Source organism: Maribellus sp. CM-23 (assembly GCF_021354595.1).
GTDB lineage: Bacteria > Bacteroidota > Bacteroidia > Bacteroidales > Prolixibacteraceae > Draconibacterium.
This window is the reverse complement of the sequence record NZ_JADWYJ010000006.1, coordinates 211,867-224,096: the sequence shown is the minus strand read 5'-3', so window position 1 is coordinate 224,096 and position 12,230 is coordinate 211,867. Positions and strand designations below refer to the sequence as shown.

9 protein-coding genes are annotated in these 12,230 nt (G+C 39.5%); 5 read left to right on the top strand and 4 right to left on the bottom strand.

Going from position 1 to position 12,230, the window contains the following annotated elements; translation table 11 throughout:
* Positions 1–676 precede the first annotated feature (676 nt).
* The 3 genes from INQ51_RS19665 to INQ51_RS19655 form a co-directional block, all read right to left on the bottom strand.
* Positions 677–1,099, bottom strand: coding sequence for a helix-turn-helix transcriptional regulator (locus tag INQ51_RS19665; protein WP_233379678.1), 423 nt, complete (start codon positions 1,097–1,099; stop codon positions 677–679).
* 805 nt (positions 1,100–1,904) lie between these two features.
* Entirely contained in the window at positions 1,905–4,781 is a 2,877-nt protein-coding gene (locus tag INQ51_RS19660; RefSeq protein WP_233379677.1) for a hypothetical protein, read from the bottom strand.
* Positions 4,782–4,883: 102 nt separating this feature from the next.
* Positions 4,884–5,585, bottom strand: a complete 702-nt coding sequence (locus tag INQ51_RS19655; RefSeq protein WP_233379676.1) for a DUF975 family protein — start codon at positions 5,583–5,585, stop codon at positions 4,884–4,886.
* 180 nt (positions 5,586–5,765) lie between these two features.
* Between INQ51_RS19655 and INQ51_RS19650 the strand changes: the two genes are divergently transcribed.
* Entirely contained in the window at positions 5,766–6,710 is a 945-nt protein-coding gene (locus INQ51_RS19650; RefSeq protein WP_233379675.1) for a response regulator transcription factor, read from the top strand.
* Between the two features lie 5 nt (positions 6,711–6,715).
* Here the strand turns inward: INQ51_RS19650 and INQ51_RS19645 are convergent, their stop codons facing one another.
* The gene (locus INQ51_RS19645; RefSeq protein WP_233379674.1) at positions 6,716–8,293 is read right to left on the bottom strand and encodes an ArnT family glycosyltransferase; all 1,578 of its coding nucleotides are present in this window, start codon (positions 8,291–8,293) and stop codon (positions 6,716–6,718) included.
* Positions 8,294–8,460: 167 nt separating this feature from the next.
* On the opposite strand from INQ51_RS19645, the gene INQ51_RS19640 reads away from it, so the two are divergent.
* The 4 genes from INQ51_RS19640 (at position 8,461) to INQ51_RS19625 (ending at position 11,992) form a co-directional block, all read left to right on the top strand.
* Complete coding sequence (locus INQ51_RS19640; protein WP_233379673.1) at positions 8,461–9,138, top strand: response regulator transcription factor; 678 nt, start codon at positions 8,461–8,463, stop codon at positions 9,136–9,138.
* A gap of 71 nt (positions 9,139–9,209) precedes the next feature.
* Positions 9,210–10,499 (top strand): sensor histidine kinase, encoded by a 1,290-nt coding sequence (locus INQ51_RS19635; protein WP_233379672.1) that lies wholly within the window; start codon positions 9,210–9,212, stop codon positions 10,497–10,499.
* Positions 10,500–10,629: 130 nt separating this feature from the next.
* On the top strand, positions 10,630–11,067 hold the full coding sequence (locus INQ51_RS19630; RefSeq protein ID WP_233379670.1) for a PepSY-like domain-containing protein: 438 nt from the start codon (positions 10,630–10,632) through the stop codon (positions 11,065–11,067).
* A 94-nt stretch (positions 11,068–11,161) separates the two neighbouring features.
* Positions 11,162–11,992: a PepSY-like domain-containing protein gene (locus INQ51_RS19625; protein WP_233379668.1), complete on the top strand. Its 831-nt coding sequence runs from the start codon at positions 11,162–11,164 to the stop codon at positions 11,990–11,992.
* The last annotated feature ends 238 nt before the right edge of the window (positions 11,993–12,230 follow it).

Sequence of the window (12,230 nt, the reverse complement as noted above, 5' to 3'; positions counted from 1 at the left end):
TATAATTAGATAAAAAATAAAGGGTCTTATTTGATATAGTACAAATGTAACCAAATTATTTACATCTGCAAATTATTTTTTATTTTTAAACAAAATACAACAACATTCCTATAAAACCAGAAAGGCCACTATTGCTAGTGGCCCAAGCGACTTCTGGATTTATCAACTTAAAATTGGGTTTGTAAAAATTATAATCTGTTAATCATCTTGTCTTTTGTCTTTGTTGTAATTTGATTACGAAACAAATGTAAATACTATATTTCACATATGCAAACATTTATTGATTTATTTTTGTAAACACTACAATAAATGATAAAACATATCGTTTCTGCACAATAAACATATGTTTCGGAGGTTAATTTACTCACAATACATATGTATACTGAATACATCAACCTGAAAAAGCTTCAACTACAATTATTCAATTCGTTTTCTTTTAATGAGAATGGGCATATTTTATTCTATATATGAATATTAGGATATACAAAAACAGAAAGACCGATTTTAGAAACCAGCCTTTCTGTTCCTTTACCTTTGTTATGAATTAAACGCAGGTAGCTAAATTGACTTACAAAATATCTTTACAACAACTATTAATTACAAATGTATATATTTGATTTTACATTTTCAATACTTTGATCGAATAATTCAACAAAAAAGAAAACTGTACTATTCGTCACTTTTTACTTTGAAAGGTGGAAAAGGTACCATCTTTATAAAGCAAGATAATTTTCTCTACTGCATCCGACGAAAAAATCTGATCTGTATTGATTTCTGTTTTAGGTTCAACCTTTACAGGCTGCTCTTCAGGAGATATTTGTTTAGGCAGGGGCTCTTCTCTAATTGGCTCTTTAAACGCTACCGCATCGCTTTTATCAGAGTTTCTCACGCCGTCAATCATCTCCCCTAAACCGGTTAGTAACCAACGTGCGTTAAGATCCTGGAAAACTAAGAGCATTTTCTCAATGAAAGCAGCTCCTGGTTTGTTTCTGCCATTAAGTATATGAGAGATATTTGAACGTTGCACTTCTAACATTGACGCAAGTTCCCCTGCATTAATGTTTTTATAATCCATATACTCTTTGATTCTGTCTTTCATTTTTTCATAATTAGATTAACACTTGGGCAATCCAATTAAGTTGTGCGTCCAGTTAATCCATCGCTTTATACACTACAAATGTAACATTAATTTTTACTTTGCCAATAAAATCAGTTCCATTTTTTCGTAAAAATAACTGTAATATTTAAACTACCCGTCTATAATTAACTTGAGTTAAAATTATCAACAAACTGAATAATAGTAACTTAGTTCATGTAAACAATCAGCTAAACACAGAAATATAGATATGTAATCAATATTCGTACATTTAACTTCATATAAATATCATAAATTACTGATAAAGTGAGAAATAAAACCTATAAATACTACTATGGAAACATCTATTTCCAGATCATAATTATATTAAAACTGTAAAAATTCAATCGTTTCCTTTTGTAACTAATTACTCTTGTTCCCTATTTCTATTTAATACAATAATTTTATCATCAAAAAATCACATATTACACTTGTAATGCGATGTAAAATCATACATGCAAATACAGATACATATGTAATTATTGCATGTTTAGTATTTCGTTACAAAAGTAATAGTGCTGTCTCTTTCACTTTCCCGGATGAATAGTTCTTCTACACTACTTTTCTCCGGGGCTATACCTTATCTGTGGTTATTATTTGTGTACGTAGAGTGATAATCAGGAAAATATTCAAATCTCAGCCTCTTAAAATGGCCCTCACAAGTATTTATAATTCTAATAATAAGCGAGTTATTATGAAAACGACTTACTAAAAAGTATTAAGCAAATAATAAAAATGAGGATATTTCCTGGTTTTTACGGTTAAATATCTACAACGAAGAAAAATCGACTGATAATAGAAGAGCAACATTCGCACTCTTCACTTCGGGTAAATATGAAACACGACCTCCTATTTGAACAGGAGCATAAAAACGCATAAAATTGACATCATTCAATATCTCTACTCCCAAGGATGAAATATTCTGAGAAAAGGTACCGGTTACCTGACCGTTGGTGTAATAATTACGAATCATGTGCGCATAGTCGAAAAAAAGCGAAGCACTCACTCGTTTTACATATGCGAGCCCGCCAAGGCTCCAATCGGGATTTAGCAAAGGAAGTTTATAATCAACACTTCCCACCAACATTTCTTTGGTGGAAGTCCGTTTCCATCCCCGGGGAAAACGAATATCATCGGAGTAACTGTAATGATCACCGTTTAAGCGTTTCTGCGCTCCTCCATAAAGTCTCAATCCGTGATTAGCTTTAAATCCCGGCAAATACATAATACCTTCGCCGCTTAGAAGGCTTCCCAAATCGTGGTCGCCAAAAGGAGAATGAACATAACTTCCATCCAGTATTATTCCAAAGTCAGGTAATATGTCCTGGTAACTACGTTTCCTGATTTGATGGTAATACATGCGGTAGGTTAGCGACTGAAATGAGCCGCCGGGAAAACCATCAGGAGCCGAGGCATCCGCCTTATAGTGTGTGTAATCATAACCAATTTCGGGTTGCAATAAACGATAAAAGATACCGCGGGTAAGGTTTACCGGAAACTGAATGGTTGTACTCAGGTTGATATCCCTCCAGTCAAAACTCCTGACGGTCGTATCTCTGGATACTACTTGCCCATTCTGCACATATTCCGTAACCTGGTTGTATTGGGAAGACCGGTTTCCTCTGTTGATTTCAAAATCGATTACCGGATACCAGCCTTTGTAAATATAGTGTGCATACAAGCGCCCGTAACTCTCGGCACTATTCCATTTATATCCCAGTATCGTTTCTGCAGTCCCCAGTTTATTTTGAGACATAAGGCTAACACCCGGCTCAAATTCGTATGCATACGGATCTACAAAAACCGGCGCCCAGCTATGAAAATTAAACAGATTGGCCGCCTTACTGTATTTTTCTGAGGTATAAAGGGAGGTATCACTGGCATGAAGACCAGGAATACCTTTTTCCTGACCGGCCAGCGAACCAGCCAAAGGATAGGTCTCTTTCCTGACCTGATTGAATTCTGTTGATCTCAATTTATTTGGTTGAATCAAACGATATCCATTCGCAGTATAATCGCTCAGAATTATCTCACCGGCAGCATTAACAGCCGGATAAGCAGCCCCAAAACGAGGTTCGTAAACTTGCTCAATTTTGTTTGTGTTGAAATCATAAGCATAAAGTGCGTCTTTTCCTGAATAAGCACTTATAAAATACAGCTTGTTTTTACTGATTTGCAATTGTTTTATATCTCCCATATCCTGGTCGAACAGAATGTTGAATTTCTGTGACTTCAGGTCAAACTTTGCCAAACGTTTGCCGTGATTGGTAAGCAAAACAGCCACTGCTTCTTTCTGATTTAACCATTGGGGCGATAAAAAATAGTTATTCTCCGGTGTCTGATAGCGACTTTCCATTTTGCCCGAAGCCACATCGTAAACAGTGAGGTAATAATTACTTGAGAAGTCTGCTTCAACTATCAAAACTTTATCATGCGTGGAAGAAAGTACCGGAGCAAAGGCTTTAAATTCGGTATCGAGACTTATCTTGAACTTTGTTTTCACATTCAGCAGCTGAATAAGCGAACGCCCGCTGTGCGACCAGCGAAGATCGGGTATTTGCTCCGACCAAACAATCCATTCTCCTGCGTAACTGACAGATTCGTCAAATATAACCCCGGGACGATGAATCACTTCTTCCTCACCTTCCTGATTTATTTTTACAAAGGCCGGTATATCGTCAAAACTGGTTTTGTAAGAGACCATCTCATGGTCGTTAAGCCAATGGTTGTACTCATAATTTGTGTGTGTTTTTGACGATTTTGAAATGGCCAAACTTCCCGGCTCCACATAAGCTGCATCTTCCCTTTTCCAAACATGCGCCAAACTGTCGAACACCGATTCATAAAGTTTAACCTTGTTCATTCCGGTTTCCGTTTTTAGAGCGGCATTAAACGGTGTGAGCGAAAAAGGTTTCCTGCCAACACGCTCCATCACTTTTTCCCAAAGGTCAGCTCCGTAACGTTCACGTGCATTGCCCACCAAATAGTAACCTAACTTGTAGTGGTTCGGAACGTAATCTTTGTACGATCCCAAATATGCTTTGTCATACGAGTCCACTCCTTTTTCAACCACCAGGGCGCGATGTTCCATCAGAAACGAAGGCAAGCGCCCGCGACCGTATGAACTAAGGGCCGTTTCTGTTACCACCGCATCTCCTTCAATAAACCACCACGGCAGATAAGTCCCAAAAACCAGCGCCGTTCCCTGTTCCCCTAAAAGCAACTTGACGATTTTTGGCAGTTCTGAATTTACTTTATCGATCTGAACCACATGCCTGAATTCGTGAACCGCCAACTGTTCCAACCAGTCGAGCGCATAAATTGCCTGGTGTGGCGTGGTATAAAATTCTGAACGTTTGGGCGCATAGGCTACCAGACCATTCGAATTTACGGTTTGCGTATGCAGGATCACCGATATTTTTTGAGGCTCGTATTTCAACGAATAGCTCGCATAATCATACACTTTCTCCAGTTTTTGAGCCAATAGCTGTGCCTGGCTTTCATAATAGTCAGGAAAAATAAGTTGAAAATTTTCGGTATTGATCTGGCGCCATTTTATCGAAGAAGGATCTTGTCCTGTTTGAAAATATTGCGCCTTCGCTACAACTGCTCCTAGCAAAAAGAGAAAAAAGAGTAATTTTTTCATGCGTACGGTAATTGGCATCCAAAATACTCAAAGCAATTCAAAAAAAAACAAAAGCCCGGAAAAATCCGGGCCTTCTGCCTGCTTTTGTTTTTTGTTTCAAATTTATTGTTCGTTTACACCAAGTATGGGTATTGGGTTGTCATCATCCGACTGATTTAGCACCGACTGATAGAATGTAGCGAAAGCTGAGTGTCTCCACATCCGGGCAAAAATGATCCCCACAAAGAACAGAATTAAGCCCCCGATTGTGATAAAGAAAGAAAGGATCAGCATGGCAAATATTTCCCATCCGTGCCCGCGGGTCATCTGCCAGCTTTTCTCCACCGCTTTCATGGCTTCCAGGTTTTTATCCATCACCAGGTAAGGCACAAATATTAACCGGCACAAAACAATAATGCCGGGGATAACAAGCATAATAAACCCGATCGCTACCAACGCCACCACAATCAGGTTGGCCAGTATAATGTTCAGGTAATTTTTCCGGAATCCTTCAAACAGTGTTTTCAAATCAGCGTCTTCGCCGCGCATTGCCTGGAGAAACATTAAATCTCTGCCATATTTAATAACCGGCAAAAATAAGAAAGCATAAGCCAGTCCAAACAAGGCCACCGGCAATAAAATGAGCCCGGTGAACAGCGAATGATGATCATCAAATTTCACCCCCGCTGACGGGCCGTTTAGCAATCCCATAATGATCACAGCCACGAAAAGTATCAGAAACGATTTTCCAAACATCGTACGCCATCCGTAACTGAAACTTCCTCCGATGGAGGGAATCTGATTGTAATAATTGTCGCGTTCCATTTCTTGTAATTTTAATTTGTTTCTAAACTTTGTTTTTTGTTTTCGTTGACTCAAAGCTACTGCATCCTTCAAAATTTTCCTTCCTACTTTAGTTGGATTTCTTAAATTCACTACTTTCGTAGTTAGCAGTAAATACTGGGAGTTCGTAAAATTGTACGACACTACTTTAGTTTCAGAATCATGTGGATCGGCAACCTTGTTTACATCATCGTATTTATCATTTCCGGCGGAATGGCGGCCTTGGGAATCCTTACCGCTTTCCAGTTATACCAAACCGATAAAAAGCCGGCAATGGCCATGTTGCTTTATCACCAGATTTTCCTTTTCTCATTTCTGATTTACAGTATTTGGGGAAACGCCGTTCTGCACCTTTTGCTCAACGATCTGCAACTAAGTACCGAGCTCAGCTCCAAGCTGGCGTTTTTCTTTCCGATGATCGGCATTCCTTTTATGGTCGTAAGTTGGTTTATGTTGCTGAAGTTTTCCTTCCTGCTAAACGGACGCGACACTCAACCACTATTTGCCTATCTCTTTTTCCCTATTTTGGTGCTGTTGGTTTTTCTGATTGATTTTCTGATTTATAAGGACGTCATTGAAATGCCGGCCAACGCTACCCTTTTTGTTATCCGCATTATTCTTGGGCTGAATTTACTGATACACTTGTTATTTCTGGTTCCCTTTTTTATTGCTGCCCCCCAAAAAAAGCTTACCAAAGAAACAGGATTTGGGAAAAAACAGGCACTGCTTTATTTTTTGTCTGTAGTTGTTTATTCCGCAGCCATGAATTTCTACCACATTTTTGATTTTATTTCGGGCGGAATTGCCATTGTCTTGCTTTTTGCCACCGGGGTGTTTATTCCTTTAACCGTAAAACTGGGGCAAAAATTACCTTCCACTGTGTTGAACATTGATTTTGAAGCCTTTTGCCAGGCTTACGAAATTTCAAAACGCGAAGCTGAAATCATCCTCGAAATCTGCGAAGGCCATAGCAACAAAATGATCGCGGAAAAACTATTTATCACACTTCAAACGGTAAAAGACCACAATCACCGGATTTTTACGAAAACCGGCGTCAAGAGCCGCGTACAACTGGCCAACCTCGTTCGCGAGAAAACCGGTAGTTAGTAAAATCAATCCGCTACTTTTTTCAAAGCGATCAAAACCGTAGTTGGCGATTCAAACAAATCTTTGCCTTCATATATAATTTCGTACTCCGGGCCAAGGCTGGCTTGCTGTATTCTTTTTTGTGTGGAGATCAAAATTCCATCTGGATACTCCTGAAAAAAAGCCTCAATTTCTTCCTTCTCAACCGGACGGATTTCCTTTTTGAGGTAGAAAGGATAAGCCGGATTGAACTTTTCAAAATAGGCTACTTCCCTATCTTTAAGCAAATCCAAACTTTGCAACACCGGGTTTTGAAGACTAAGTCTTGGAGCCAGCACACCAACAAAAATCAGGGCTGTTACAATTCCTGAAAAACCCACAATCAAAAGCATTTTCTGAACCTGTTTTCTGAAAAACAAGGCGAAAACAAGTAGCATCGGAAACACCAACAGCCAGGCAAAACTTTCTTTTACTAGAAGGAGCGAAGAATCAAATTCTACTGAAACAAAGCCACCGATCGGCAACAAAATTCCGATAATTAAAAGAACAAAATAAGATGCGCGCAGCGACCTGAATTCCCGCACCTTTTGTGTGATAAAAAGAGCTATTAAAAAAGCCAAAAACGGATAGGCCGGAACGGTATAATTCGGGAGTTTAGTTTGTGAAACCGAGAAAAATGCAACAATACTTGTTGCTGCAATCAGAGTAAAAAGGACAAAATCGTTTTTGCGTTTTTTGAAAGCATACACAATTGCCTGTGGCAGAAAAACTGCAAACGGAAGTAGTCCAACAAAAACATAAAGAAGGGGCACCAGGAAAATTCCACCGTGTCCTTCCATGGTATCCGAAAAACGGTGCAGGTTATGTTTTAGAAAAAATCTGCGTGTCCACTCCCAATCTGTTTGCAGGCCATTCAGAAAAAACCACGGAAAAGTTATGACCAGAACAATTGCCAATCCCCAAAGGGGTTTCAAAGTCCGGATTACTTTCCACGTAAAATTCTTTGAGAAGATCAGGAACAATAAAAAGATCAGTCCGGGTAACAAAATAGCCACCAGACCTTTGGAAAGCATTCCGCAAGCCATTGCCACATTCATAAAAACAAGCTCCCGGTTTCGCCCGGTTTTGAAAGCCGAGAAAAATGCCAACAAACTCCAGGTAAAAAAGAAGACCAGGTACGGATCGGGAACCGCCAAATGAAACTGAATGGACAAATGAATGGATGAAAGAAGAACAAAAGCAGTCCAAAAAGCAGTTGGCAAATCAGAAAAACGGCGGATGTACTGAAAACTAACAAGAATTGTCAAGGCCCCGAATACCGCAGAAAACAGGCGGGCGGCAAAAGGATTCACGCCAAAAACACTGTAGGACAGCATCATAAAAAAATAATGCAAAGGCGGCTTGTCGGTACGCAAAACCGAATTAAAGGTTGGAACCAGCCAATCACGATTTTCCAGCATTTCGCGGGCGCAACCTGCATTTTTGGCTTCATCGAGAATAAAAATACTTGTATCCCAACTGCTAAAAGAAAACAATGCCAAAGCAAATACAAACAGATACAATGGAAACCAGGTGTGTTCAACCAGTTTTTCGAGCGTTTTCATCGTTCATCAAACACTTTAAATGAATTGAATTCACATGCAAGTTATTGAAACAAAAGTGATACGCGAAAACCTTCCTGTTAATTTTTTATGAATGAACGATTGCAGTATCTCCTTAAATATTTCAGAATTATTTCAGTTTTATATTTCTTACTTTGCATAAAAAAGGCGTGAAAATATTAATTATTGAAGACGAACCTTCTTTAAAAGAAATTCTGGAGCGCTACCTAACGCAGGAACGCTACATTGTGGAAACGGCTGAAACATACGTGGAAGCAATGAGAAAAATGGAAGATTACGAATACAGTTGTATTCTGCTCGATATTATGCTGCCGGATGGTAGCGGCTTGTCGCTGTTGAAGAATTTGAAAGCCCTGAACAAGAAAGACAATGTTATAATTATTTCTGCCAAAGATTCGGTGGACGACAAAGTGGCCGGGCTGGAACTTGGCGCCGACGATTACCTCACCAAGCCCTTTGACCTCTCGGAACTGAATGCCCGTATCAAAAGCGTTATTCGCAGAAACCAGGTTGGCGGACAACTGAGCATTGTACTTGGAAACGTAAAGCTTTACCCCGATAAATTTGAAGTGCATGTAAATGAAACGCCCGTTGAGTTGTTGCGAAAAGAATACGATATCTTGCATTTCTTTATGATCAGGCCCGGATACTTGGTAAACAAAACCAACCTGGCTGAATCGGTTTGGGGAGACCACATTGACCAGGTTGATAATTTTGATTTTATTTATGCGCAAATCAAAAACCTTCGGAAAAAGCTGAAAGAAGCAGGTGCTTCCATTGAAATAAAATCGGTTTACGGCCTGGGTTACAGACTGGTTGCCGAATAAGTGAAGTAAAAGTTAAGCACGTACCAGGCATTTAAAATGCGCATCGGTTCTAACCATTAATATAAAAGTAAATGAAACTTGTCCATCGAATAACCATACGTATCTCCACAGTGCTGCTGCTTTTGCTCACTGTGTGGGCAAGTGTTTTTTATTTTATTCTGATGGATGAAATAAACGATGAAACGGATGATTCGCTGGAGGATTATTCGGAACAAATTATTACCCTGGCACTTGCCGGACGGCAACTCCCCTCGGAAAACAACGGAACAAACAACAGCTATTTCATTCGGCCGGTAACCAACGAATATGCCGCGCAACACGAAGGTTTTCGTTACAGCGACGAAATGGTGTACATTGAATCGAAAAAAGAAACAGAGCCGGCGCGCATCTTAAAAACAATATTTAGGAACTCGAACGATCAGTTTTTTGAACTAACCGTTGCCATTCCAACCATCGAAAAAGATGATTTGCAGGAAACCATTCTTTACTGGATAATTTTCCTGTATTTGCTGCTGCTGGTAAGCATTGCCCTTATTAATTTCTGGATTTTGCGCCAAAGCTTCAAGCCCTTGTACGCACTTTTAAACTGGCTAAAAAGTTATACTATCGGCCAGAAAATCCCTGTTCTTTCCAATTCGACCAAGGTAGAAGAATTCAAACGCTTAAACGATGCAATGCTGAAAACTGCCCGGAGAAATGCAGAAATGTATGAACAGCAAAAGCTGTTTATCGGCCATGCTTCGCACGAAATACAGACCCCACTGGCTGTTTGTAAAAACCGGCTGGAATTATTGATGAACGATCCTGAGCTTTCGGAAAAACAGCTGAAAGAGATCTTAAAAACATTAGAGGATTTGGATCACCTGGTTAAGCTAAACCGGACGCTGCTTCTGCTTACCAAAATTGACAATTCCCAGTTTCAGGAAACAAAAGCCATCAGCTTAAACGACCTGGCGAAAAAACTTCTGGATGATTTTAATGAAGTTTTTGCCCATCAAAACATGGATGTTAAGATTGAAGAAAACAGCATTTTACAACCCCGAATGAATGAAACTCTTTCCAATATACTGATTAGCAACCTTCTTAAAAATGCGTTTGCACATAACCTGGAGCACGGACAGGTAAGCATTTTCATACAAAAATCGGAATTGATTGTTGAGAATAGCGGACAAACGAAGGCTTTGCCCGAAGAAGAGATTTTTAAACGTTTTTACCAGGGAAGCAAAAAAGCAGGTTCTACAGGATTGGGGCTGGCACTTGTCGATTCTATTTGTAAATTATATAATATCAGGCGGGAGTACACTTTTAGTAATGGAAAACACCGGTTCCGGCTTGTCTTTCCGGCCTCGATACTGATTTAACAGTACCTGATTCACTCCCGGAATTTCCTAAAAAATTTAATTTTTAAGTGTCTGTGTGCGCTTATTTCAAATTTATTTCAGAATTGCCCCTCACTTTTGTCTCCGTAAACATTATCAAAAAACAGAAACCATGAAACATTCTTTTTTAATACTGTTCTGCCTTTTTGTTCTGAACAGCGGGATAAAAGCCGGCAATTATAAAATGATTGCTTTTGAGCAACTCCCCGAAACTTCGCGGAAGTTTATAAAAGATCATTTTTCCGATCTGAAAATATCGTACACCGCCAAAGAATTAGATTTTCTGGAGCTTAGTTACAAAGTAATCTTTGCCGACGGAAACAAACTTGAATTCTCGAGGAGCGGGCAATGGAAAGAAATTGATTTCAAATTTTCAGCCATCCCGCCAAGTGCCGTTCCCCAAGCAATACTGGATTTTGTATCACTAAACCACTCGCAGCAAAACATTCTGGAAATAGACCGGGAAAGATGGAAAACCGAGGTAAAACTGAGCAACGAGATGGAACTGAACTTTGACAACGATTACAATTTTATCGGGCTCGATGATTAATCTCACAGATCTATCGACTCACAAAAAGACAGTATAGTTATAAGCGCTAGAAAGCCACATTATCAATTAATATTAATTCATAAAACAACTAGAAATGAAGAAAACAATTTATTTCGCATCAATTCTTTCGGCAGGTCTGCTGGCTGCTTCTTGTAGCGACGACGACAACTCAATTTCAGTAAATGCCGCAGTAGAAAGCGCTTTTGAAGCCAAGTATCCCAACGTTAACAAAGTTGACTGGGATTTGAAAAGCACCTACTATGTAGCCGAATTTACGATGGAAAACAGTGAAATGGAAGCCTGGTTCAGCCAGGATGGGAACTGGATTTTTACAGAAACCGATCTGGCATATCAGCAGTTACCGGAAGCTGTCCGCAACTCTTTTGAAGCGGGGGAATACGCTTCGTGGGAAATTGACGACGTTGATAAAGTGGAACGTTCAGAAGGAGAAGCCTTCTTTATCATTGAAGTGGAAAGTGGCGACAAAGAACTGGATTTGTATTTTACCGGTGAAGGTGAGTTAGTAAAAGTAAGCGACAGCTCTTTGGACGACGATTATATTCCGCTCCCACTGTCGGAAGCCATCCTTTCGCACCTTGCTGATAATTACCCCAATGCGGTTGTCGTAGAATCGGAACTGGAAGACGGAGTATTCGAAATTCTGATAAAAGATGGTGATACATACCGCGAAGTTGAATACTCGGAGAATGGCACCTGGATAAAAACCACCACCGATGTAAAACAGGCAAATGTTCCGGAAGCAGTAATGACTGCACTTGCCAATTCGGAATATGCTGCTTACGAAATTGACGACATTGAGTTTGTTGAGACTGCCGATGCTGAGTTCTACCTTTTTGAGCTGGAGCAAAACGACACTGAAGTTTATCTGAAAATTTCTGGGGACGGTACAATCATCACAGAATAGTGAAAATTTGACGGTTAGTACTTTTACAATCTATTAATACTTACTACGGAGCTATCCTGCTAAAAAAAGGGTAGCTCTTTTTTTGTAAATACTTTCGCAAGCTGATCTCTATCCCGCAAACACAAAAAGATTACACAATCATCCCGATTTTTTAACGTACAACCGGTTTTTTAGGGAAAAGCCGTCTTCCGGTAAACCTTTTGTTATCAAACAGGTAATAAACAGCAAACATGTCACC

Excerpts from the sequence above, each read along its gene's own strand:
- INQ51_RS19660 (WP_233379677.1), bottom strand. The coding sequence starts at position 4,781 with ATGAAAAAATTACTCTTTTTTCTCTTTTTGCTAGGAGCAGTTGTAGCG.
- INQ51_RS19625 (WP_233379668.1), top strand. The coding sequence starts at position 11,162 with ATGAAGAAAACAATTTATTTCGCATCAATTCTTTCGGCAGGTCTGCTG.
- INQ51_RS19650 (WP_233379675.1), top strand. The coding sequence starts at position 5,766 with ATGTGGATCGGCAACCTTGTTTACATCATCGTATTTATCATTTCCGGC.
- INQ51_RS19655 (WP_233379676.1), bottom strand. The coding sequence starts at position 5,585 with ATGGAACGCGACAATTATTACAATCAGATTCCCTCCATCGGAGGAAGT.
- INQ51_RS19665 (WP_233379678.1), bottom strand. The coding sequence starts at position 1,099 with ATGAAAGACAGAATCAAAGAGTATATGGATTATAAAAACATTAATGCA.
- INQ51_RS19635 (WP_233379672.1), top strand. The coding sequence starts at position 9,210 with ATGAAACTTGTCCATCGAATAACCATACGTATCTCCACAGTGCTGCTG.
- INQ51_RS19645 (WP_233379674.1), bottom strand. The coding sequence starts at position 8,293 with ATGAAAACGCTCGAAAAACTGGTTGAACACACCTGGTTTCCATTGTAT.
- INQ51_RS19630 (WP_233379670.1), top strand. The coding sequence starts at position 10,630 with ATGAAACATTCTTTTTTAATACTGTTCTGCCTTTTTGTTCTGAACAGC.